This window comes from Streptomyces marokkonensis (genome assembly GCF_008312835.1).
In the GTDB taxonomy this organism is placed as follows: Bacteria; Actinomycetota; Actinomycetes; order Streptomycetales; family Streptomycetaceae; genus Streptomyces; species Streptomyces marokkonensis_A.
The window spans coordinates 474,669-496,078 of record NZ_VSKS01000002.1; the positions used below are offsets into that span (position 1 = coordinate 474,669).

Below are 21,410 nucleotides of genomic sequence, written 5' to 3' on the forward strand. Positions count from 1 at the left end.
GGCCGGGCACTCCACGACGTGGAACTCCCCGAACGAGCCGCCCGGGGCGCGCTCGGCGGGGACCGGCGGTGCGCAGGGAAGGGGCATCGGAATCCGGCCGGACTGTCAGTCCCCCCTGCCATGCTCCGGCCATGCCGCACGACACCGAGATCCCCCGCCGTACCGAGCGAGGTGCCTGATGGCCACCGTGACCTTCCGGGACGAGACCGCCACCGGCAAGCCCCTCACCGAGTGGCGGGTCACCGGCCTGCCCGACCGCATGACCGTACGCGCACTGATCCGGCTCCGCGTCCGCGAGGAGGTCGCCCGCCACAACGCCCGTCCGAGCGACCGCTACTACGGCCTGGTCCGCCCCGACGACGCCGTGACGGCCCCCCACGGCTACCGCCTCCCCGGACCCCGCCGCCTCGACTGGCGACGCCAGGCCGACACGGCCGAGCAGGCCTTCCGGACCAGCGCGTTCTTCCTGCTGGCCGGCGACCGCCAGGCCGAGGAACTCGACGAGACAGTGGACCTCACCACCACCTCCGACCTCGTCTTCATCAAGCTGGTCGCCCTCGTCGGCGGCTGAGGAGACGGGCTCGGGAACACCCGGCTCCCCGGCGCAGCGCCCCGGCAACGCACCCCACACGGCACCATGGGACGCATGGCCGACGACAACCGGATCGTGAACACCCACCAGTTCGAGGCGTGGAACGGCTACGAGGGCCGGCACTGGGCCGAACACCAGGCGCGCTACGACGCCCTCAACGACCCCGCCAACGCCCCGCTCCTGGACGCCGCCCGCATCAAGGAAACGGACAGCGTCCTGGACATCGGCTGCGGCAACGGCCGCCTGACCAGGCTGGCCGCCCGCACCGCCCGCCGGGCCGTCGGTGTGGACCTGTCCGCACCCATGCTGGAACGGGCCCGCGCGAGCGCCGCCGCGGAAGACCTCGCCCACGTCACCCACCTCCAGGCCGACGCCCAGGTGCACCCGTTCGAGGAAGCCTCCTTCGATGTCGCGCTGAGCCGCTTCGGCATCATGTTCTTCGCCGACCCGGTCGCCGCGTTCGCCAACATCGGACGCGCCCTGCGGCCGGACGGACGGCTGGCCTTCGTGTGCCCGCAGTCGGTCGACCGACTGGACCAGTCAGTGATCTTCGCGGCCGTGGCCGAGCAGGTGACCCTGCCGGACTTCTCCCAGAGGACGGAGACGGGCCCCGCCTCGTTCGCGGACCCCGGCCGTACCACGCGCGTCCTCTCCGGAGCAGGGTTCGACGCGATCGCCGTGGACCCGCTCGAAGTGGTACAGGCATGGGGCACGGACCCGGCGGACGCCGCCGACTTCCTCTTCGGCTGGGGCCCGATGCGCCACTGGCTGCGCGACGCCGCTCCCGAGACCGTCGACCGCGCCCGGCAGGCGGCATCGGACGCCTTCCGCACCTACGCGACGGACGAGGGCGTCCACCTCACGGCCCGCTACTGGCTGGTCACGGCCACCTGGCCGGCCTGACCCCGACCCGGCGACGCGTCAGCGCCGTACCACCGGCGCATGCTCTCCTCTGCCACCGGCGCACGGCCTTCGGCCGCCGGCATCGTCGAGCTGCCCAGGAGCCGCAGCGCCGCGTCCGACGGCGAACCGGGCTCGGCGGAGTGGGCGATCAGACGCTGCCCGGACGTGCCGGGGAGGACGAGGGTCCGGCGCCCTGTTCCCGTGCCCCGCCCGGCTCGACGCACGCTGAGGGCCCACCGGCTCGAAGACCGACCGCCCGAGGGTGCCGGCCGGGGGCACTCAGAACGCCGAAGGGGTTGTCGATGACGTAGCGCCAACGACCGTCCGTGCCCCGCCGGGCGACATCGGTGGCAGTGCCCTCGACGTGTACGGCCCGCCCCTCCCGGTCGGTTCCGTGGATGCCCCAGTCGACGATCAGCAGCGCGAGGTCTCCGTTGCGATACACGTGCCGCGGTCGGACGGTGATGGGAACCCCGAGCTCCTGCAGGCGGCCGTTGGCGGCGTGCAGATCGGGTCCGGTCGCCGGGGTTCCCGGCTGTGGAACCAGTACCGCCGCTTCCTCGTACACCTGAGCCAGCGCGGCACCGTCACCGCTGTTGAACCGCTCGGCGAACACCGCGGGCAGGTCCTCGGGCAGATCGGCCAGTTCTCGCATGATCGACAGACGTCCTTCCGGGCGGTGGGCGGGGAGAATCGAAGTGCCCCACACGCTAGGAGGCGATCTCGTGACTCACCGAACGGTTGGTCACCCGGCAGGGCTCCCCGACGACCCGCACGCGAACGTCACCGCACCCACCCCCGAGTGCCCCGTGGAGATCGCACTGGCGGCCCTGCACGGCCGCTGGACGACACTGGTGGTGCGCGAGCTGCTGCGGGGCGACCGCTCCTACAGCCAGCTGCGAGCGGCCCTGCCCACGTTGTCGGACAAGGTGCTGTCCGACCGCTTGTCACAGCTCCGCGAGGCCGGAGTCGTCGAACGCGACCGCCGCCCGGGCTGGCCGCCGCGAGTGCGCTACACACTCACCCCGAGCGGCCACCGCCTCGGCCCCGTCCTCCAGGCCCTGTGGGACTGGGGTGCACAAGCCCTCGCACGACCCAACGAGGCCGAGAACGACCGCACGACGAGCCCCGCCCGCTGACCGGAAGGCGTCCCCGGCCTCAGCGCTTCCGCCGGCGACCACGTCTCTGGGTACCCCGGGCCGAAGCGGCCCTGCGCACTGCCTCGAAAGCACTGTCCGTGACTTCAACCACTGCGGGGGAACTTGCCATGAGGCGGACACGGAACAGTTCATGCTGCGCGATTCCCTTGAGTCGGTACGACTCCAGGCCTGCCTCTGACGCGGTTGTGCTGTCCGGATCCTCGTTCCTGCGGTGCCAGCGGTCGTACTGGCTGCGGCGGTACTCCGTCACTGCGCTGAACGCCGGTGTCGAGGCCCCCGGCATCGTGTTCATGGGCCTCGGCGTTGCTCCAAGTCTCAGTTCATCGGGTAGCCGATCTCCGCGATGTCGTTCACGACGTCTGCCCGGACGATCACCGAGTTCAAAAACTTCACCCAAAGCCTATTGACTCGGTGCAAACACAGCCTAACCTGGTTAATAAGCCACAACACCGAAAGAGTCACAAAGTCGATGAGGACGTCTAGTCGGCGGAGTGGGCTTGGACAGGATGTGGTGTAGGCCCCCGGCAAGCCGGCGCGATACCGGAGTGACAGTGACGACTGAAGCTCCAGGACACGTGCAGTACTACCGGGGACTGTTTTCGCCCCCTACAGCCTTCGCACGGCCCGGCCGCAGTGCGGAGGCTGTGTCATGACCACGAAGCCGCCCGTCTGGTCCTGGGAGGTGCTTGACACTCCGGCCTTCAGAAGATCTGCCGAGCCATGAGCGCTGGGATCGCGGCGATCTTCTCCGTCGTGAGGGCTGGCCAGTCGACCCCTGACGGTCGGTGAGGGTTCGGGCAAGTGATGATCTCGTCGGGGGTCACGATCAGGTCGACGCCGACGTCGTGCTCCGTGGTGGGGATCGGGGTCTCGGTCACCTGAAGCGGGTGGACGGTGGTGACGACGATGGTCTCCGGCGTCACCAGACCGGCCTCGGTGAGCAGGGCGAACTCGATGTCGGAGTAGCCGGCGCCCTTGCCGATGCGGGCGCCGTCGCGGTTGACGGCGACGCTGCCGAGGATGATCAGATCCAGTGGGCGGAGGGCGTCGACCTCGACTGTGGGGGCGATGGCGGCAGCGGTGCGGGTGGCTGCGGCCTCGGCGGGTGGGACGGTGAGGGCAGCCGGGTCGAGGAGGTAGAAGGGCTTGAGGGAAGCCAGCTTCGGCACCGCCATGTAGACGGTTTTTCCTTGCTCCAGTGCTTTTGCACGCACCGGGAGTTGGGCCTTGTCCGGTACTGCCTTGACAACACTCGCGTGCTGCCAGGCCGGAAGTGCCTCGAGTCGGTCCGCAGCTTGCTCGGCGCCCTTGAAGTGGGGGATGCGGCCGTAAACGGAAAGGTCGTGGACGGCGTCCGCGGCGGTCAAGGCGTCCCAGACCTGCGTGCGTACCGCCTGCTTGGCGCGGTCCAGGGAGTTGGCTGCCACCGGTGTCTCCTTCTCTGTCCTACGCTGCCGTCATCAAGCCGAGCAGTCTGTCGTGGACCTCTGCGACGAGGGGTTCCTGTCGCCAGGGGCGAAGCTCGCGGGCGGCTCCGAAGACGATGTTCATTCCTCCGCCCCCACGGGTGGTCTCCAGCTCGGTGATGGCTTCAGTGAGGCTGGCCACCCCCGCCTCGACGTCGCGTTGACGGATACGGGCGAGCGTAAGGTTCCCCAGCACGATCGCGCGTGACTTTCGCCGGTCCCGTAGCTTCTCCGCCGTGTTGGCCAGCAGGGTTTCGGCCCGTCGGTGGTCACCGAGGGAGAGATAGCAGGAACCCGCCAGGCGGCCGAACTGTGTGGGGGACACGAGGTCGGCGGCGGCGTCGCCGGCGACCACGTGATCGAGCCGGCGTTCGGCGTTGAAGAGAGCACGTTCGCACGCCGGGGTGGATCCCAGTATGGCGTGGGCCTCGGCGACGTGCAGGAGTGCCAGCCCGGAGAGGGCGGGACTCGTACGCGCGGCGATTTCGGCTGCTTGTTCCGCGAGTGCGAGACCGGCCTGGGCCTGGTGTGCGCCGTACAGAGCGACGTAGCAGGTGCGCAGTAAAGCGTGGGCTTCGAGGGTGGTGTCACGCAGGTGGCGGGCGAGTCCTGCGCTCTGCTCGTAGTACGTCGTCGCGGTGGCGTGATCGCGGCGCTGGGAGGCGTCCCAGATCAACTGCCCCATGAGGGTGCACGCGTCGGCGTGCAGAGCGTGCAGCTCCCTTTGAACGCGCCCGCGGGAGGATCCGGCGGCGAGCTGGTCGATGCGGTTGAGCTGCGCTGCCGCCTCAGCGATAAGGCCGGCCGAGGGCACACGGTCATAACGAGCGGCGCAGTCATCGAAGCGCGTGCGGAGTGTCGCTACGGCGAGCAGATCGATGCGGTCCGGGCGAAGTATCGCGTCATCGAGGGCGTCCTGCCCTTGCGTGCCCTGCGATGTCCGTGCCGTCAGCAGGTCATTGAGGCCCTCGGCGTCGACACGCAGAAGGCGGGCCAGCCGTGGACGCATCCAGGGCTGCGGGGCGGTGCGGCCCGATTCCCAGCGGGCGATAGTGGAGCGGTCCACCCGCATGTGCTCGGCCAGGGCCTCTTGGGTGAGACCCACGGTTCGGCGGCGCGCTGCCAGGCCGTTGCGGTGGTGCGCCATGAGACTGCCTCTCGTTTCGCCTGTCCTGACAAGGACTTGCGGCTGCGCGACTCCCCAGGTGAGGCACAGGAGTGACGCAGGAATGCCGCATCGGTGCGTCCATTGTGCTCTGGGCGTTGTCCGTTGTGGGCGGTTGTGTGGAACTCCGACGCACACCGCCAGGAAGGTCCGCCCTCCATGACGTTCCGAACACCCGCCCCGAAGTCCTCCTCCGTCCGTGTCCCGCCCGACATCGGCGCCGTGTCGTCCGCTCGTCGCCGGGTTGTCGCCATCGTTCGTGACTGGGACTTGCCGCTCCTGGAGGACGCGGTCGAGACGCTGGAACTGCTGACCGGCGAAGTGATCGCGAACGCCGTGGTGCACACGGGGGAGGGCTGCCAGGTCACGGTGAGCTGGGACGGGCTCCGTGTGCGGCTGGAGGTCGAGGACACGAAGGGTGGCCACCTCCCGGGGTGGGCGCCGGCCGGCCTGGACGAGGAGAGCGGGCGCGGACTGCAGTTGGTCGACGGCCTTGCCCAGAAGTGGGGCTTTCGGTCGACCACGGACGGAAAGGCGGTCTGGTTCGAGATCGGCAACTGTCCACTCTCGACTTCGAGCCCGTCGTCCGCCGCATCCGAAAGCGATTCGACGTTCGAGGGCGGAGACGCACAGCGGCTGGTTGCCATAGCTGAACCGGGAAGCCGCGTGCTTAGCGGCTCCCGTACGCCGGTCGCCGTCACTTCACCACTTGACCACCTGACTCGGGAGGCGCAAGCGCCGAGTCAGGTTCCGGCGCCCTGACCTGCCTTCCACCCCTGGTGGGGGAATCGGGGATGCCACAACCAGGGAGCGGGCGACCTGCTCGCTTCTGCCAACACCGAAGGAGACACACACCATGTCCGAGCAGAACATCACCACGACCGGTGGTCAGGAGGACCACGGCCTGCTGGTCGCCCGTCGTCGGATCGCCGCCGCCCGTTCGCGGGCCGAGCAGCCCTCGGACGGCGGTTCCACCGGCCGATCCGACGGCAACGACTGAGAAGGACCGTCACCGATGACCACCGACGTATCCGCGGTGGTCGCGCACCTGGGCGAGGACTTCCTCGCCCAGGTGTACGGCCGCACCTACCGCCACTTCCCAGTCGAGCCGAACCGCTTCTCCGGCCTGCTCGACTGGGACGACCTGAACGCCCTGCTCACCCACCACCGGCTCGAACCACCCCGCCTGCGCCTCTCCGCGGGCGGCGAGACCCTGCCGCAGCACTCCTACTCAGTACCGGTCACCACCCGGCGCAGCACCGAGTGGCACCGGCTCAAGCCCGCCGAACTCCACCGTCACCTTGCCGAGGGCGCCACCCTCGTCCTGGACGCGGTCGACGAACTGCATCCGGCCGTCAGCCACCTCGCCCAGGAGCTGGAACGGCACCTGCGCATCGGCATCCAGGTCAACGCCTACGCCTCCTGGACGCCCGAGGAAGGCTTCGGAGTCCACTGGGACGACCACGACGTCCTCGTCCTCCAGCTGGACGGCGCCAAGCGATGGCGCATCTACGGCCCCACGAGGCGCGCCCCACTGCACCGCGACACGGACGTCCCCGAACCGCCGCCGAACGAGGCACTCGTCGAACTGGTCCTGCACACAGGGGACATGCTGTACCTGCCACGTGGTTGGTGGCACGCGGTCGCCGCCTCCGAAGGCGTCCACTCACTCCACCTCACCTGCGGCATACAGACGACGACCGGCGCCGACCTCCTCCAGTGGCTCTCCGAGGACCTGCGCCGCGAGACGACCGTACGCAGCGATCTGCCACGCTTCGGGACCGAGGAGGAGAAGGCGGACTTCGTGCGGTCCCTCGGCGACCTCGTCATGAAGGAGTTCGAGGACGGGACGCTGCTCGACCGCTTCCTCACCATGCGGGACGCCACCGACCGGGCCCGCCTCGTGCCCTCAATGCCCTACGTCGAGGGCGTACCACCCGATCCCGCTCTCGTCGTACACCTGGTGACCGCTCGTGCCCGGCTCCACAACGACGGAGAGGGCCGCGCGGTGCTGACGGCAGGGGGAGAGGAATGGACCTTCTTCCCGCAGGCCGCGCCCCTGCTGTCCCTCCTCGTGGACGGAGGCCGTCACCGCCTGGACGCACTCGCCCGCGCGGCCGGACTTCGCGTCGGGCAGGTGGCGCAACTCGTGAGCGAACTGGTGGACGGTGAGGTCGCGGCTGTGGGGCGGGCTGGATGAGCGCACAGCTGGCGGCCGGGACCTACCGATGTGGTGACGTGTCACATTCGGTGGCCGCGGCCGTGGGTGCCGGGGTGACATGGGTCGACACGGCGCCCAATTACGCGTCCGGTACGGCGGAGACCTCGTTGCGGCCGGTCTTCGACGCGTGTCCTCACGTACGGGTCTCGACCAAGGTCGGCTTCGTTCCCGACTCCGACTGGCATGCCGTGCGGGCCGCCGGGGTGTTGCCGTACGACCACGATCGAGGCCACTGCCTGACGCGTCCCTACATCGCCTGGCAGCTGGCCCGCAGTCGCGCCCGCCTCGGCCGCGTCCCGGACCTGGTGTTCGTCCACAATCCGGAACACGGCCGGCCGGACCGGGTCGGGCTGTTGCGGACGCTGACCGAGGCATTCGAGGAACTGGAGAGCGCGGCGGACGCCGGCGACATCGGCGGCTACGGCGTCGCCACCTGGACGGGCCTGTCGAGCGGCATGTTCACCGTCCTGGAACTGACGGAGCTCGCGGAAACCGTGGGCGGGCCACACCACCATTTCCGAGCTGTTCAGCTTCCGGTCTCGCTCATTCGACTGGCCGTGGTGGCGGACGGGCTCAACGGGTGCGGAGCACTGGCCGAGGCACGGGAAGCGGGGCTCGACGTCTTTGCAGCGGCTCCGCTCGGAGGCGGTGAACTGCTCGGCGCGATGACGGAAGAGTTGGTGCGCAGCATCGATTGCGCGGCCTCCCCGGCGCAGGCCGCTCTCTTGGTCGCTCTGTCGGCTCCGGGGGTGTCACGTGTCCTGCTGTCGGCGAGCACACCGGCACACTGGGCCGATGCCCGTCGTGCTGCGGCCCGCGAGCCCTTGTCGCCTGATCGTCTGAGGAAGGTCATCGATGTCCTCGGAACCTGACGACCCCGAGGTCACCGCGCGTATGCGGAGTGCCCATACCACGGCGTGCGGCTTCCTCGGGGCGGCCCCTGACGCTCGACCGTCCGGCGGAGAGGCGCAGGAAGCGTGGGGATGGAGGGGGCGCACGCTCGGCCGACCGGTCACCGGCCCTTACGGGCCGGGATGGCTGCGTGTCGTCCACAGCCCTTTGGACAAGGCGAGCGGCAAGTTGTGGACGGGCCCGGAAGACGCCGAACGGCTGGTGCCCCGGCAGGTGCCACGCCCTGGCCTACGTCTCGTGCGGCAGTGGACAGAGGCAGGAAACGCGTACAAGGCGGAGCTGTACGACCGCGTCGGCGAAACCGTCTCGCCCACCCCCGCGCTCGTCACCGCCGGACCTCCCCTGACGACAGCCTGGTGGAACGACCTGCGCAGGGCCCTCGTCCGTCTCTCGGCGGTCCCCACCGACCGTACGGCAGTACGCCAGGCATACCTGGACCACGCCATGCCGAAGTACCTCGCCTTCCTCGACGGGCCCGTCCCTACGACGCCTCCCGCATGGTCCACCGCGCACGGCGATCTGCACTGGGCCAACCTGGTCGGCCATGAGCTCGGCATCCTGGACTGGGAGGGCTGGGGCACTGCCCCGGCCGCCTACGACGCCGCCCTGCTGCACGCCTACAGCCTCGGGGTCCCGGAGACGGCAGAGCGCCTCCGCTACGAGCTTTGCGCCATTCTCGACAGCCAGGAGGGGCGCTTCGCGGAGCTGGTGGTCATCACCGAACTCCTGCAGAGCGCCGAACGCGGAGACAACGTGGAACTCGTTCCCGCTCTGCGGCGACGTGCGAGAGAGGTCTGGCTTCGGATGATGGCTGACGGCGTGGCCGGTCACTGACGAGACCACTGGAGAACAACGAGAGAGGGCGGGAGCCAATGAGACTGACCCCCGCCCTTCTCTGTCGGCATCCGCCCTGGTCACACCTCAATGTTGAAGCGTGCTAGGTGGGTGCCCCGGCAAAATTGGAACCTGTGCACACGGCTCCGGAGGGGGCTTGCACCAGCTGCAATCTAGCTGGTCAACGCCGCGTGGCCGCTCGTGAGGGAGGTATCTGTCCACGAATAGGCCACGAGCCGGCGGCGCCCGCCCTAGAGTGATCAACGTGACTGACGAGCAAGTGAGCGTTACCCAAAGCTACGTGGTGCGCACAGAGGTCATCCGCTGGGCCATCGACACGCTGAGTAACCAGCGGATTCATCCATTCTTCCTTGCGTATCTCCACCTTCACAGTCTGACCCCCGACGAGACCAACCCGACACCCGTTTCACCCATATGGGGCGATCTCGGTAATTACTTGGTGATGCCCGGTGGTCCACCGAACAAACCCTTCTATCGTCCATTTTTTAACGACGTCAGGAAGCCTGAGCGATATTGGCTGAATGCGAACCTTGCTGGAAGTTGGGCTCCCAGCTCTCTTCGGCAGGTACCCAAAAAGGTAGTGGACGTAGTAGACGACGGACTCTTTCTCCTCAAAGAAAACAGTGCCGAATTGGCGCTCCAGTATCTGCTCTACGATGAACCGGTGCCAGCTCTAGCCTTGAGCACTTTCATGCTTCGAAATTACGCATTCAGTTCTGACGAAGGCACACCTTCCGAAGCGCGCATTCACGCACTTTTCCTAGAAGAGTTCAACTTCCGTCTGGCGGAGGACGGCCGACCGCTGGGTGATGCCGAAGTAATCTTCAGCTACGAACAACAACAACTGCCAACGGCAGAAATTTGCCGCCCCTATCAGCAGAACACCTAGAAAGCGGATCAACCATTGGCTGTCAAAATGACGTCTGCACCAGTACGGCTTCTGACTGCAGATGAACTTGGAATCGGTGTAGCCGCGGCAACAGCCGAGCACGCATCCAACCGTCCCGATGAGCCGACGATGGAGTCGTCTGATCCCGTTGTCGTACAAGCTAGGTGGCTACTTGAAAGATTCGGCGGGATTATTTACACCGGTCCACCTGGGACGGGTAAAACATGGACCGTCAATAAGATTGCCAATGCGCTGACTAGTGGCGATAAGTCCAGAGTTAGGTACGTTCAGTTTCATCCCTCGTATCAGTATGAAGATTTCATGCAGGGCTTTAGACCTGTTGAAGATGGCAGCTTCGTCCTTCGCAACGGTCACTTCATGGAGATGTGCGAGAAGGCTAGGGCAGCGGAAAATGAAGGCCGTGACTGTGTACTAGTGATTGACGAACTGAGTCGTGGCGATGCTGGCAGAGTCTTTGGTGAGGCACTGACTTATCTCGAGAAGAGCAAGCGCGGCCTTCCCTTTAAGTTGGCATCCGGCGCAGAAGCTACTGTGCCGGCCAATCTAGTCATCCTTGCCACGATGAACCCATTGGATCGTGGGGTTGACGAAATCGACTCGGCATTTGGTCGGAGATTCGCTCAAGTTTCGATGGAGCCGAGCCGAAGTGCATTGCTCAGCTTCATGGAGATCAATCAGCTTGCCGAGCCCTTGGCGCAAGGGTTGCTGAGGTTTTTCGACTTCGTCAACAAACGAGCGCAGACCAATCCGCACGCTGCCGTTGGACACGTTTTCTTCAGCGATGTGAGCGATGAGGAGTCCTTGCGCGCCGTTTGGGATTACCAGCTACGCTTTCAGCTTGAGAGGGCCTTCAGACTTGACTCTCAGGGATATGAGGAAGTGCAGAGTCGGTGGCAGGCTATCTTCCCTCCCACTCAAATTGATGCGCCCGAAGAGGCCGGGGTGGGATCTTCCGTGCTCGGTGAAGAAGAGCCACAGCCGGAACCTCAGTGATGTCTGACAAAGAGCCCCGTGTGATCCCATGCGTCGAACAAGGCCAGATCGACATTGCGCTTCGCGAACTGCTGGATGAATCTGGCGTTCTGCTTCTTAATCCGGACATCAGCAAAAAGGACTTCCTGACTGTAGCTTTCCGGGGTGGGAAGCTACGTCTGCAAGCGCGCGGATACATCGGGCTGATTCCATTGAATGAGCGACTGGCAATTTTTGTCGAGCCCCGTGTGCCGGTAACAAACCTGACGCGTATGGCAGAGATATCCGGCTCTGACCGTCTTCCGCTGGCAGTGATCCGCAGTTATGAGACGGGAGCAGCGAAAGAAGAATTCCTCACTGACCTCTACACTTCCGCTCTCGTCCATCATGTTGAGGCAGTCATCGAGGGAGGGCTCCTTCGCGATTATCATCGCGTTGATGATAGCTCATCCTTTCCCACCGGTCGTGTAATGATGAGCCAGACAGCGCGTCTGCGGGCGCAGAATGTTCAGCACAAGGTATGGTTCAGTCACTTCGAGAGGACCGTCGATAATGCCGCTAACCGATGCCTTAAGTATGCCCTCTGGAAGCTTACACAGCATGGCTTTTTGACGGCCGGATCTAAGCGGCGCATACGGCAACAGTTGAATGGACTCTACGCAAAATTTGACGGAGTTTCCCTCGACCACTCTCTTCGTTTCCTAAATGACGAAGTAGTGACTGGACGCCGTGAACTGCCGTCCCATCGAGCCTACTACCGCGATGCATTGAACGTAGCTCGGGCTGCTCTGATGCAGCGAAAGATATTCCTCGAACATGCCCAATCGGGTGTCAAGCTGCCATCCATTGTGATGGACATGAATGACCTTTTTGAAAGGTATGTCCGTAGAGTTCTTGAGGTGCACGCGGCAAGCGCCGGATGGGGCGAAGTTGTAGCCGATGGGAACACCGGGGCTAAACGTTCCCTGTTTGCTCATCATCGTACAGTTGGAGATCACCTACAGCGGCTGCCAATTGGTAATCCCTTCGCGACTCCGGATATCGTAATTCTTCGCGAGGATAACGAGTCCGTTGCTTGCGTTCTGGATGTGAAGAATAAGCTCGTGAAACAGCGCTCTGACCGCGATGGTGAGGACCAAGTCATTGCGTATGCGCTACGGTACGGCGCCGATCGGGTCGTGCTAGTCCATCCAGCCCAAGAAAAGCAGACCTCAGGGATGTTCAAAGTTGGTGACGTTGGCGAGGTTAGCCTTTTCCAATACCGGATGAACCTGGCTGCAGCTCACCCTGAATCCGAAGAGGAGAGATTCGGCAACGCCGTAGCAGACCTAATCAATTCCTAGGTCGCGGGGTTAAGGTCGACACCAATGACGTCACGACCCATTTCGTAAGCTGCGTTCAGAGTGGTTCCGGTGCCCATGAATGGGTCCAGTACTGTGCCTCTGATCCAGCTATCGTGTCCGCAATCTGTCCAGCCGACTGTACGCTTTGGGGCGAAGGTAAACTCCCGGAAGTAACCCCCTAGAGCTGCCTTCGCTTCCGCGGCGAGTTCACGGACTCGTTCAGCATTGCGGCCGGTTCCGACCTGGACATGAAGCGCTTTACCCGCATCAGAGATGCCGGTGGCCTGGATGGCGGCAATGTGCGCCGGCGTTAGGCGCTTCTCTTTGGCTAGTTCCATCGCGCGCTTGGCCTGAGGGCGCTGTGGGTCGAGATCTGCCGTCTTTTCAACGATTCTCTCACGGGCCTGTCCGCATTCGGAGCATACGGTGGTGGGGCAGGCCAGGGTCACTGCGCGATGAACGATTTCGCTTGGGAAGGGTGCCAGATGGCGTGCCATATTGCGTTCGAGGTCAATATCCCAGATATCGCCAGGGTTGTCGAAATTCCAGTCGACTTTGGAGATGGGACTTTCTTCATCCCAAAGTGACTCATTTCCCTCGTAGGGAACATCCCTAAAGTCCCAAATGTCTCCAGGGTTAGCCGTGCTGCCATTGCGACCGTACGCTCGCGCGTACCCGAACAGGTCGTAATAGTAAGTGCGCTGCGGAGTTAGATGAATGATGTACTCGTGCCGACTAGCCAGACGGTTCTGCACTGGATCTGGCATGCCTCGCGTCTTCGCCCAAATGATGCGATTTCGAATGCGCCAGCCTGCGTCTGCGGCAGCTGCCTCAATCCGTCCCGGAATCCCCGCGAGCGACTGATTCTTCCATGTGTCGCCGACATTGAGAAAAACTGATCCGGTCGGGCGCAGTACGCGTCGCCATTCATTAAGGCAATCCATCATTGCTGCGACGTATTCAGCCGGCTTACGTTCTTGGCCGATTTGCCCAGCGACACCATAGTCGCGCTTTTGCCAGTAGGGAGGCGACGTGACAACGAGGTCAACAGTGTTGTCTTCCAGCGGGATTGACCTGGCGTCTCCCTTTATGACGCGACGCTGCGGTGCGCCGGGGATGGCTGGCTGAGGAACGCCTGGCTGAGCAACCGGCTCACGCAATCGTTGCCCAGAGGGGGCTTCGACCTCAAACAGTGCCTCACCGTCCGGCGTGCGACTGGTCCGCGGAAGCACAACCCTGGCGGCTGTGCGCGTTGCGTTCCCGTCCGTGCTGGACGCATCCTGTGAGGCCATGTGTGCATCCTTCTTTGGTTCTTCCCGGATCCCGACGGGAGAGGATACCAAGCGGTGGGCCACCAGATCGTGACGTGTACCGTAGGCAGCTGTCAGTGTTTCCTCGGTGACCAGGTTCTGAGACCTTGCCGACTCGCTTCGCTACTGCGAGCCCCGGTTCAGCCTTGGGAAGGATGCGTCCTCTCCACTCGATTCGGCATGCAAGCCACTGCAATCACTGCAGGTCAGCCGCGTATCCAGGGAGTACTCGGCGCAGGGCGCGCAGCGCGTAGAAGGCGCGGGACTTCACGGTACCGGGCGGGATGCGCAGCGTTGTGGCGGCCTCCGCCACACTGGCCCCTTGAAAGTACAGCAACACCAGAATTTCACGGTGCTCAGGAGTGAGCCTCTTCACAGCCTCCCTTACGTCGAGCATCGCGGCGGCTCGTTCGGCGTGATCGGCGATGACGCGCCTGTTCTCCAGGTCGGCATCTCCAATCTCCAGGGGCCGCGCCTGGCGGGCTCGGCGCGCGTCGATGGCGAGCCGGCGCGCTACGGTCAGTAGCCAAGGCCGTACCGAACTGAAGGTGTCTGCGCGCAGTGCCTCGCGGTGCTGCCAAGCACGTACGAGTGTCTCCTGGAGCAAGTCCTCGGCGCGCTGGCGGTCGCCATCGCACAGACGCAGCAGCAGCGCGAAGAGCGGTCGACCGTGCTCGCGCTGCAATGCGGCGAGCTCGTGCTCAGCGGTCGTCGTACCGTGAGAGAGGGTGATTCCGGCCGTCATTGCCGTATGGCATCGCAGGGAGCCGTACGGGGACAGAGCGCGCGCGCCTCTATGCGACGGACGGTCGATCGAGTCGGCGAACGGTGCGACGAACGGTCCGCTAGGCACTTCTTCCATGCACGGATGGGCGGTAGTGCCGGGCTCGCGCAGCTGACGCGCCGGCAAGCTACGCGAACGACGGCCCACAGACGGCCTGGCGCTACTCGGCGGACTCCCCGGCCTGTCGCAGCGCCTGAGCTTCCCGCCGACTGAACTCCTCGCCACAGCCCATACAGACGTAGTCACCGGTGCGCGAGCCTAGGTAGAACTCGGGACTCAGGTTGGCGTGATCGCATGCCGGACCTCCCGCGTCTATCCACTGCTGCCTAATACCTGATGCGTCCTCAGCCTGAACCATGCTGATGAGCCTAAGCCATCCAGAGTGGTCACTTGGCCGCGCGGTCGGCGGAGCGATTTTGGCCGGGAGCTGCTTTGGCGCGAGTGATCATGGCCCCGTAAGCTTCCAGCGCGTCGGGCAGTCTGTGGACCTGCCCGCTAAAGCACGACGTTGGGGCCATGATCTTCGAGGCTCGCGCCAAAGTGGCTGGCTAAAGTCGCGGAGTCGGCCGCCCCAGCCACAGCGGGTTTCTTGCGCTCCTCATGGCCGCGCCCGCCGCCCGGCCGGTGGCCCCATGCGGGGTCAGCGGGCCGTACGAACGCCCACGCATCTGGCAGCGTTGGCCCGCATGCCGCCACCACGATCCGGCCTCTTGCGGTAACACAAAGCGTCCCTGACTTGCACCGTTGGAGATCATCGTTCGTCCCCGTGCCCGTGTTGGAGTGTGGCCGCTGCGGGCGGCGACGGACGGGCGGCGACGTGCGCCGGTGGCGAAGACATGGAGGCGGCGCGGCGGCGACCGGCCGGCGCCGCCGCGCTTGGCGCGGCCCTCGGTTTGATCCGACCTACTGGTGTAGGCAACCAGGTAGAAAGGGGTGCGACGTGGCCCCGGAAACGGGGCGTTGGGGTCGAGCTGCGGTTGCGTCTTCCCCTTCCTGAGGCCGGATCGTGGTGGCGGTGGTGTGCGGGCCGGAAGCGGCCGTTGATGCGTCTGGGCGGCGTGTGCGGCGGCCGGGTTGGCGATGATCTATAAGCGCCGTTGGCTCGCCAGACGAGCGAGCGCAGCGAGCCTTGAACCAGTAGAGAGACTTTGAATCACGCTCATGCTGACGGCTGTTGATGCTGCTCTTGCGCCTGGTCGCTGTCGGCTCGTGGTGTAGAACCCTGGGTATGGGGAGTGAACGGCGCGAGCGGATGAGGGTGCTTGGGGCACGTCTTCGGGCTCTGCGTGCGGAGGCTGGTCTGACGGGTGCTGCTCTGGCTCAGCGGGCCGGCGTGGGTCAGCCAACGGTCTCCAAAGTGGAGACCGGGCGCATGGTCCCCAGTGTCGATGTGCTGGACCGGCTGTGCCGGGCGCTCAACCTCGATGAGTCGGCGGCCCGGGAACTCCGTGACCTCCTCGTCGCCGTTGAGTCTGCGATCGCCACCGATTTTGAAGCGGAAGGGCTGCCCGCTGGGCTCGTCGTTGATGACGCGGTCCGCGGTGCTCGGTCGGTGCGGTCGTTCCAGTGTGTCGTTCTGCCGTCGCTGCTTCAGAGCGCCGAGTACGCCCGTCACGTCTTCGAGAGCGCCCCGGATGCGACTGCCGAGTCAGTTGGTCGGGCTGTCGCTGCCCGCGTAGAGCGGCAGAGCGTGCTGTACGAGCCGGGGCGCGAGTCGGTGTTCGTGCTGACGGAAGCCGTGCTGCGGACCTGGCCGGGCACGCCGGCGCTGATGCTGGCCCAGCTCGACCGGCTGCTCGCCGTCGAGAGCCTGAGCACCGTGCGGCTTGGCGTCATCCCGTGGCGCCGCCCGGTGCCGCTTCTGCCTCATCACGGATTCACTCTGTGCGACGAGCAGGCTGTCGTGATTGAGGCATTCACCGGTGAGCGGGTGGCCGTCGACTCCGCTGAGGTGGCTGCGTACGAGGAGACCTTCGACCGCTTCCAAGGCGCAGCCGTCTTCGGGGACGAGGTACGTGAGCTGTTGTTGCGGGTGATGAAGGAGTTCCGCGAGCTGGGAGACACGGTCACCCCTTAGAGGAATAATTCCTCTACATGCCTGGCATGTGGACCGCTTGTGGGCATAGCCTGCCGTCGCGTTGTCTAGTCCCCTAGACGCAGACAAGGAGCTTGCCATGCGTACCAAGTGGTGCCGCGCCTTCCCGGGTCTTGCCGAGCAAGTGGTCCAGGCCCGTCACTTCGTCGCTGCCTTAGTCGCGGAGAAGGGGCCGGTAGATGACGCCACCCTGGTTGTCAGCGAACTGGCCACCAACGCCGTACGTCACTCGCTGAGCGGGGCGGAAGGCGGCTGGTTCCTCGTCGTCGTCGGCTTCGGCGACGGCTTCATCCGTATCGAGGTGGTCGACCAGGGCGGCGAACGCGTCCCACACCTGTGTGATGTGACCAGCCAGGAAGAGGGCGGGCGCGGGTTGCTGCTGATCGCGGCCTGCGCGAAGGACTGGGGCGTGAAGAACTGGCCCGACGGGCGTTCCGTCTGGGCGGAACTGGCCTGGGGGAGCGCGTGACCGGGCGTCCGTCACTGATGGGGGGCCGTTGCCATGTCGGCGGTGACGGATGACTCCTCGGGGTGTGCCTCGGCGTCGGTCGCGCTTCTTCGTCGTTGAAAGTCGTACGGGACGGCGCCTCCCGCCCATTCCGTCTAGGGCCCTAGACTCCTGGGTACTTCTGGGAGGTGTGGTCATGTCGGACGAGTTGCAGCGGATCATGGCGATCGGTGATCCGTACCTGCTTCTGCGTGAGGTCACCACGAGGCTGGCCGCTGCGCAGCAGGAGGTGACCGAACTCGCCCGGCTGCGCCGTCGCGTGGTTCAGGACCTCCACGCGCAAGGAATGTCCTACGCGCAGATCGCCGAGAAGGCCGGCCTGAGCCGCGGGCGGATTCATCAGATCCGGCACACCGGCCCCGCGCCCGAGGGGGCCTTCCTTGGGACGGGTGCCGTCACGGTCGTGACACCGCTCCGGTGGGACGACACGAAGAAGCGCCCGGTCGTCGCCATGGCCGACATGAACTCCGGCAAGCGGCTGGAGGAGCTGGCGAAGTCGTACGGGCTCGACGTCAGCTCCGGCCACGTGCAGGTGAGCGGCGAGGTTGACCTCAACCGTGACGGCCTGGTCGTCGTCTGCGGGCCGGGCATGTCCCAGGCCATGCGCGACCTGTACGCCCAGGACCCGGTACTCGCCTGGGAACACCCGGAGGGTGAGCCCTGGGCGCTGGTGGACCGGCGTACCGGCACGGCGTACCACGCAGGGGCGGACCTCGAGCCGAGGCGCCCGCACGACGTCGGATACCTGGGCCGACTGCCCCGCCCGGACGGCAACGGCTCGGTGCTGGCCATCGCCGGCATCCACACGGCAGGTTCCCTCGGCGTCGTCCACCTGCTCACCTCCGACCTCAGCACGCTGTGGGGACAGGTGGGGGAGCGGCACTTTTCCACACTGGTGAGTGTTGAGTACGACTCTAATACCGAAGAGCCGCAATCCGCCGAGCTTCTCTGCCCCCTGTACCTGCACGACGAGGAGGCGACGGCGTGAACGTCGTTCTCGGCACGCTGCCCGCTGAACCAGACCAGCAGAACGAGGACTTCGCGGCCACCGCTCCCGGTGCGGCCGTCCTCCTCGACGGTGTCGGCGTCGCCGGGGCCGAGACCGGCTGCGTGCACGGCATCGCGTGGTTCTCCTCGACCCTGGGCGGACTGCTGCTGGGCAACATCGCTGGAGACCCCGCCCGGCCGCTCGCCGACTGTCTCGCCGACGCGCTCCGCGGCGTCCGGTCCCTGCACGAGGACACGTGCGATCTGACCTACCGGGCCAGCCCGACCAGCACGGTCGTCGCGGTCCGCGTCGGCGGGGGAGCGCTGGAGTACCTCGTCCTCGGTGACTCGACCCTCCTCCTCGCCGGTCAGGACGGGAAGACGACCGCTGTCACCGACGACCGCCTGGACCAGGTCGGAAAGCAACTCCGTGCGTCGGTCGACCGACTGCCCACCGGCACGCCCGAGCACGCTGGCGCCCTGGCCCAGTACCGCGACGACCTGACGGGACTCCGGAACCGGCCGGGCGGCTTCTGGATCGCCGGCCCCGAACCACGGGCAGCCGAGCACTCCCTCACCGGAACGGTGCCGCTGGAGTCGCTGGCGTCCGTGACCCTGCTGAGCGACGGCGCGACACGCCTCGTCGACCGGTTCGGCCTCGCCGACTGGACGGACGTGCTGGACGTGCTCGCGTCCGCCGGCCCGGACGAACTCATCCGCCGTGTACGGGAAGCGGAGAACGGCGATCCCGACGGGCAGCGATGGCCTCGCGGAAAGGCGAGGGACGACGCCACGGTTCTCCACTGGGTGCCCTCGTCGTAGCCGCACACCCAACCGTAGAATCGAACGTGTGAGCGACCAACCGTCCCGACTGGAGCTGCTGCGCTTCGCGCGCCGTGTGGTCGTGCAGCAGGCGACGGCTGCCGTGCGGCAGCTCGACGGGTGGATCGCGGACGAGGAGCGGCGCGAGGCTGAGCGGCGCCGAGGTGAGGAGATGCGGCCGCCGCCTCCGGACTGGCTGCTCCAGTACGGGCTCAACCGGAAGGACGTGGATGCCGTCCATGCCGGGGACTGCTGGGCAGCGACGAAGCCGGGCCGGTGTCGTCCCGCGTCCCGCGAGCAGGTGGTTGATGCTCTGCGGCATGGCGTGACGGCGTGCGTGCACTGCCGCCCGGATACGGCGCTGGGCCTGCTCGACAACCCGTGACGGTGGTGGTCTAAAAGCGGGCGAGGGGCTCCCAAATGGCGTCACCGGCCGCTGCGAGATCGGGTGGTCCCATCGGCGCTCGCGCGACACGTTCGTATACCCCCCTAGACAGTTGACGGGACGTCGGCTTACGGTAGTCGTCAACCCCCCTAGACAGTTGGGGTGGTCGCCTCCTTGTGCTGTCTAGGGGGGTATTCAACGGCTCGGCGTCCACGAGGACGCCTGAATCAAGTGAGGTTCAGAATGCGTGTCATCCCCGTGGACACCTCGTCCGCCACTCTGCTGGTCACCAAGCTCCCCGAGGTCAAGGTGAGGGACCGGCAGACCGGCGAGGTGGCCGTGGACCCGGTCACCAACGACCGGCTCATGGTCATGGAGCTGGTGTTCATCGCCCAGGGCGGCTCGGACATGATCAAGGTCACCGTGCCCGAGAAGGGCATCGGCGAAGGACTGGCCATGGGTGCACCGGTGTTCCTGTCCGGCCTTGTCGCCCGGCCCTGGGAGAGCGAGTTCGGCGGCCGTACCCGGCACGGCATCGCCTACCGGGCGGACGCCGTCATGGTCGACACCCCGGCCGCGGTGCAGGGCTGAGCGTCATGACCGACGCCCTGTGGATTCTGCTGTTAGCGCTGCTGGTGGCGGCTGCGCTGGTCGCTGTGCGTCGTCGGCTGCCGGTCCTGTTCTGGTGGTTGGTCGGGTATCCGGCTGTGACGCTGCGGGTGCTCGCCACGTATCGGGCCACCATGGACGCCTGCGGGCTGACGGTGCCCGCCTCGGCCATGCGCCGTGCAACAGCCCGGATGCTGGGGCGGCAGGCCGCTCCCGTGCCGCCTCGTCGGTCGCTGCCACTGCCGACCGGGTCCGGACTCGTGATGCGGCTACGTATGGCGGCCGGCCAGGCACCCGAAGACTTCAACGCGTCCGCCGACCGGCTACGGCATGCCTGGGGTGCGCACGCCGTGCACGTCCGGCCCACCAAGCCGGGACGGCTGGAGCTGCGGTTGGTCGGCTGGGACGTCCTCACTGACGTGCGGCCCCCGCGTCGGTGGCTGCGGACCGAACCGCTGACCTTGCCTCTGGCGCTGCGCGAGGACGGACACTGGCACGTCCGGGACTTCCGCACCGTGCCGCACGAACTCATCCTCGGCGCCACGCAGTCGGGCAAGTCCGTGTACCTGCGCAACCTGCTCTGCGGGCTGGCCCGGCAACCCGTCGCACTCGTCGGCATCGACTGCAAGTGGGGCGTCGAACTGGCGCCGTTTGCGCCCCGGTTGTCGGCGCTCGCCGATACGCCGGACCGCGCGAACGACGTCCTTGACGTCCTGGTGGACGAGATGGAGGCACGCTTCCGCCTCATCGGCATGAGGGGCGGGACCGGTACGGATGCCGTGCTCACCTCGGACGTCTGGGGCCTGCCGGAGAAGGCGCGACCGGTGCCGGTCGTGGTCGTCGTCGACGAGGTCGCCGAACTCTTCCTCGCCGCGAGCAAGGACGACGAGAAGCGGCGGGACGCCATGGTCACCAAACTCATCCGCCTCGCCCAGCTCGGGCGCGCGGCCGGCATCTATCTGGAGGTGTGCGGGCAGCGCTTCGGCGCCGAACTCGGCAAGGGCGCCACCATGCTCCGCGCCCAGCTCACCGGGCGGGTCTGCCATCGCGTCAACGACGAGACGTCCGCCAACATGGCCCTCGGCGACATCGCACCGGAAGCGGCGCTGGCAGCCACCAGGATCCCGGCCGAACGACCCGGCGTCGCGGTCGTCGGTGACTCCTCCGGAGGCTGGTCCCGGGTCCGCTCCCCACACCTCACCCTCGAAGACGCGGCGGCCGTCTGCCGCGACACTTCGGGCCTGATTCCGGTACTGCCCCGCCTGGACACCTTCCGCCCCGTGGTGCCGCAGCCTTCCGCTGCTCCCGTTGTGCAGCCCGCCACGCGCCCGGTGACCGGGTAGCTGCACTTCCCCTCCAACGGTCGGCGTGACCGCCTCACGCCAAGTCCCTGCCCATGCCTTGCCTGATA

23 protein-coding genes are annotated in these 21,410 nt (G+C 66.3%); 18 read left to right on the forward strand and 5 right to left on the reverse strand.

Annotation, left to right across the window (positions count from 1 at the left end):
- The first annotated feature begins 178 nt into the window (after positions 1-178).
- Together F1615_RS04975 and F1615_RS04980 are read left to right on the forward strand one after the other, a co-directional pair.
- Positions 179-571, forward strand: a complete 393-nt coding sequence (locus tag F1615_RS04975; protein WP_149547624.1) for a hypothetical protein — start codon at positions 179-181, stop codon at positions 569-571.
- Positions 572-646: 75 nt separating this feature from the next.
- Positions 647-1,495, forward strand: coding sequence for a class I SAM-dependent methyltransferase (locus F1615_RS04980; RefSeq protein ID WP_149547625.1), 849 nt, complete (start codon positions 647-649; stop codon positions 1,493-1,495).
- Positions 1,496-1,643: 148 nt separating this feature from the next.
- Here the strand turns inward: F1615_RS04980 and F1615_RS04990 are convergent, their stop codons facing one another.
- On the reverse strand, positions 1,644-2,150 hold the full coding sequence (locus F1615_RS04990; RefSeq protein ID WP_149547626.1) for a DUF4440 domain-containing protein: 507 nt from the start codon (positions 2,148-2,150) through the stop codon (positions 1,644-1,646).
- 70 nt (positions 2,151-2,220) lie between these two features.
- Here F1615_RS04990 and F1615_RS04995 point away from each other — a divergent pair, with 70 nt between their 5' ends.
- A complete protein-coding gene (locus F1615_RS04995; RefSeq protein WP_244328640.1) occupies positions 2,221-2,634 on the forward strand; it encodes a winged helix-turn-helix transcriptional regulator in 414 nt (137 codons plus the stop codon).
- A gap of 722 nt (positions 2,635-3,356) precedes the next feature.
- Here F1615_RS04995 and F1615_RS05005 read toward each other — a convergent pair.
- Both F1615_RS05005 and F1615_RS05010 read right to left on the reverse strand, forming a co-directional pair.
- A complete protein-coding gene (locus tag F1615_RS05005) occupies positions 3,357-4,082 on the reverse strand; it encodes a 5-formyltetrahydrofolate cyclo-ligase (protein ID WP_149547629.1) in 726 nt (241 codons plus the stop codon).
- Between the two features lie 19 nt (positions 4,083-4,101).
- On the reverse strand, positions 4,102-5,268 hold the full coding sequence (locus F1615_RS05010; protein WP_149547630.1) for a helix-turn-helix transcriptional regulator: 1,167 nt from the start codon (positions 5,266-5,268) through the stop codon (positions 4,102-4,104).
- Positions 5,269-5,445: 177 nt separating this feature from the next.
- Here F1615_RS05010 and F1615_RS05015 point away from each other — a divergent pair, with 177 nt between their 5' ends.
- The 8 genes from F1615_RS05015 (at position 5,446) to F1615_RS05045 (ending at position 12,499) form a co-directional block, all read left to right on the forward strand.
- Complete coding sequence (locus F1615_RS05015) at positions 5,446-6,048, forward strand: ATP-binding protein (RefSeq protein WP_149547631.1); 603 nt, start codon at positions 5,446-5,448, stop codon at positions 6,046-6,048.
- A 94-nt stretch (positions 6,049-6,142) separates the two neighbouring features.
- Positions 6,143-6,286, forward strand: a complete 144-nt coding sequence (locus F1615_RS35545; RefSeq protein WP_167533660.1) for a hypothetical protein — start codon at positions 6,143-6,145, stop codon at positions 6,284-6,286.
- Between the two features lie 15 nt (positions 6,287-6,301).
- On the forward strand, positions 6,302-7,486 hold the full coding sequence (locus F1615_RS05020; RefSeq protein WP_149547632.1) for a cupin domain-containing protein: 1,185 nt from the start codon (positions 6,302-6,304) through the stop codon (positions 7,484-7,486).
- Entirely contained in the window at positions 7,483-8,379 is an 897-nt protein-coding gene (locus F1615_RS05025; RefSeq protein WP_149547633.1) for an aldo/keto reductase, read from the forward strand. The genes F1615_RS05020 and F1615_RS05025 overlap by 4 nt, the downstream gene beginning before the upstream one ends.
- A gap of 277 nt (positions 8,380-8,656) precedes the next feature.
- Positions 8,657-9,253 (forward strand): phosphotransferase, encoded by a 597-nt coding sequence (locus F1615_RS05030; RefSeq protein WP_244328641.1) that lies wholly within the window; start codon positions 8,657-8,659, stop codon positions 9,251-9,253.
- 265 nt (positions 9,254-9,518) lie between these two features.
- Positions 9,519-10,163 carry a hypothetical protein gene (locus F1615_RS05035; RefSeq protein WP_149547634.1) on the forward strand — a complete coding sequence of 215 codons (645 nt, stop codon included), beginning with the start codon at positions 9,519-9,521 and terminating at the stop codon, positions 10,161-10,163.
- A 27-nt stretch (positions 10,164-10,190) separates the two neighbouring features.
- Entirely contained in the window at positions 10,191-11,177 is a 987-nt protein-coding gene (locus F1615_RS05040; RefSeq protein WP_149547635.1) for an McrB family protein, read from the forward strand.
- Positions 11,177-12,499, forward strand: coding sequence for an McrC family protein (locus F1615_RS05045; RefSeq protein ID WP_149547636.1), 1,323 nt, complete (start codon positions 11,177-11,179; stop codon positions 12,497-12,499). The genes F1615_RS05040 and F1615_RS05045 overlap by 1 nt, the downstream gene beginning before the upstream one ends.
- On the opposite strand, the gene F1615_RS05050 is transcribed toward F1615_RS05045, so the two are convergent.
- Positions 12,496-13,791: a DNA-methyltransferase gene (locus tag F1615_RS05050; protein WP_149547637.1), complete on the reverse strand. Its 1,296-nt coding sequence runs from the start codon at positions 13,789-13,791 to the stop codon at positions 12,496-12,498. The genes F1615_RS05045 and F1615_RS05050 overlap by 4 nt on opposite strands.
- 214 nt (positions 13,792-14,005) lie before the next feature.
- The gene (locus tag F1615_RS05055; protein ID WP_149547638.1) at positions 14,006-14,554 is read right to left on the reverse strand and encodes a sigma-70 family RNA polymerase sigma factor; all 549 of its coding nucleotides are present in this window, start codon (positions 14,552-14,554) and stop codon (positions 14,006-14,008) included.
- A gap of 1,267 nt (positions 14,555-15,821) precedes the next feature.
- On the opposite strand from F1615_RS05055, the gene F1615_RS05065 reads away from it, so the two are divergent.
- From F1615_RS05065 to F1615_RS05095, 7 genes are all read left to right on the forward strand, one after another.
- Positions 15,822-16,670: a helix-turn-helix domain-containing protein gene (locus F1615_RS05065; RefSeq protein WP_149547765.1), complete on the forward strand. Its 849-nt coding sequence runs from the start codon at positions 15,822-15,824 to the stop codon at positions 16,668-16,670.
- A 97-nt stretch (positions 16,671-16,767) separates the two neighbouring features.
- Positions 16,768-17,157, forward strand: a complete 390-nt coding sequence (locus tag F1615_RS05070; RefSeq protein ID WP_149547640.1) for an ATP-binding protein — start codon at positions 16,768-16,770, stop codon at positions 17,155-17,157.
- Positions 17,158-17,332: 175 nt separating this feature from the next.
- Positions 17,333-18,184, forward strand: a complete 852-nt coding sequence (locus F1615_RS05075) for a sigma factor-like helix-turn-helix DNA-binding protein (RefSeq protein WP_149547641.1) — start codon at positions 17,333-17,335, stop codon at positions 18,182-18,184.
- Positions 18,181-19,005: a protein phosphatase 2C domain-containing protein gene (locus F1615_RS05080; protein ID WP_149547642.1), complete on the forward strand. Its 825-nt coding sequence runs from the start codon at positions 18,181-18,183 to the stop codon at positions 19,003-19,005. The genes F1615_RS05075 and F1615_RS05080 overlap by 4 nt, the downstream gene beginning before the upstream one ends.
- Positions 19,006-19,033: 28 nt before the next feature.
- Positions 19,034-19,390 (forward strand): DUF6233 domain-containing protein, encoded by a 357-nt coding sequence (locus tag F1615_RS05085; RefSeq protein ID WP_149547643.1) that lies wholly within the window; start codon positions 19,034-19,036, stop codon positions 19,388-19,390.
- A gap of 243 nt (positions 19,391-19,633) precedes the next feature.
- Positions 19,634-19,981 carry a hypothetical protein gene (locus tag F1615_RS05090; RefSeq protein WP_086699578.1) on the forward strand — a complete coding sequence of 116 codons (348 nt, stop codon included), beginning with the start codon at positions 19,634-19,636 and terminating at the stop codon, positions 19,979-19,981.
- Between the two features lie 5 nt (positions 19,982-19,986).
- Positions 19,987-21,342 carry an FtsK/SpoIIIE domain-containing protein gene (locus F1615_RS05095; RefSeq protein ID WP_149547644.1) on the forward strand — a complete coding sequence of 452 codons (1,356 nt, stop codon included), beginning with the start codon at positions 19,987-19,989 and terminating at the stop codon, positions 21,340-21,342.
- Positions 21,343-21,410: the final 68 nt, after the last annotated feature.

What these genes read in the sequence shown, in the direction of transcription:
- F1615_RS05020 (WP_149547632.1), top strand. Translation starts at nt 6,302, where the DNA reads ATGACCACCGACGTATCCGCGGTGGTCGCGCACCTGGGCGAGGACTTC.
- F1615_RS35545 (WP_167533660.1), top strand. Translation starts at nt 6,143, where the DNA reads ATGTCCGAGCAGAACATCACCACGACCGGTGGTCAGGAGGACCACGGC.
- F1615_RS05055 (WP_149547638.1), bottom strand. Translation starts at nt 14,554, where the DNA reads ATGACGGCCGGAATCACCCTCTCTCACGGTACGACGACCGCTGAGCAC.
- F1615_RS05025 (WP_149547633.1), top strand. Translation starts at nt 7,483, where the DNA reads ATGAGCGCACAGCTGGCGGCCGGGACCTACCGATGTGGTGACGTGTCA.
- F1615_RS04980 (WP_149547625.1), top strand. Translation starts at nt 647, where the DNA reads ATGGCCGACGACAACCGGATCGTGAACACCCACCAGTTCGAGGCGTGG.
- F1615_RS05040 (WP_149547635.1), top strand. Translation starts at nt 10,191, where the DNA reads ATGACGTCTGCACCAGTACGGCTTCTGACTGCAGATGAACTTGGAATC.
- F1615_RS05075 (WP_149547641.1), top strand. Translation starts at nt 17,333, where the DNA reads ATGTCGGACGAGTTGCAGCGGATCATGGCGATCGGTGATCCGTACCTG.
- F1615_RS05095 (WP_149547644.1), top strand. Translation starts at nt 19,987, where the DNA reads ATGACCGACGCCCTGTGGATTCTGCTGTTAGCGCTGCTGGTGGCGGCT.
- F1615_RS05050 (WP_149547637.1), bottom strand. Translation starts at nt 13,791, where the DNA reads ATGGCCTCACAGGATGCGTCCAGCACGGACGGGAACGCAACGCGCACA.
- F1615_RS04975 (WP_149547624.1), top strand. Translation starts at nt 179, where the DNA reads ATGGCCACCGTGACCTTCCGGGACGAGACCGCCACCGGCAAGCCCCTC.
- F1615_RS05015 (WP_149547631.1), top strand. Translation starts at nt 5,446, where the DNA reads ATGACGTTCCGAACACCCGCCCCGAAGTCCTCCTCCGTCCGTGTCCCG.
- F1615_RS05070 (WP_149547640.1), top strand. Translation starts at nt 16,768, where the DNA reads ATGCGTACCAAGTGGTGCCGCGCCTTCCCGGGTCTTGCCGAGCAAGTG.
- F1615_RS04990 (WP_149547626.1), bottom strand. Translation starts at nt 2,150, where the DNA reads ATGCGAGAACTGGCCGATCTGCCCGAGGACCTGCCCGCGGTGTTCGCC.
- F1615_RS05010 (WP_149547630.1), bottom strand. Translation starts at nt 5,268, where the DNA reads ATGGCGCACCACCGCAACGGCCTGGCAGCGCGCCGCCGAACCGTGGGT.
- F1615_RS05045 (WP_149547636.1), top strand. Translation starts at nt 11,177, where the DNA reads ATGTCTGACAAAGAGCCCCGTGTGATCCCATGCGTCGAACAAGGCCAG.
- F1615_RS05090 (WP_086699578.1), top strand. Translation starts at nt 19,634, where the DNA reads ATGCGTGTCATCCCCGTGGACACCTCGTCCGCCACTCTGCTGGTCACC.
- F1615_RS05065 (WP_149547765.1), top strand. Translation starts at nt 15,822, where the DNA reads ATGGGGAGTGAACGGCGCGAGCGGATGAGGGTGCTTGGGGCACGTCTT.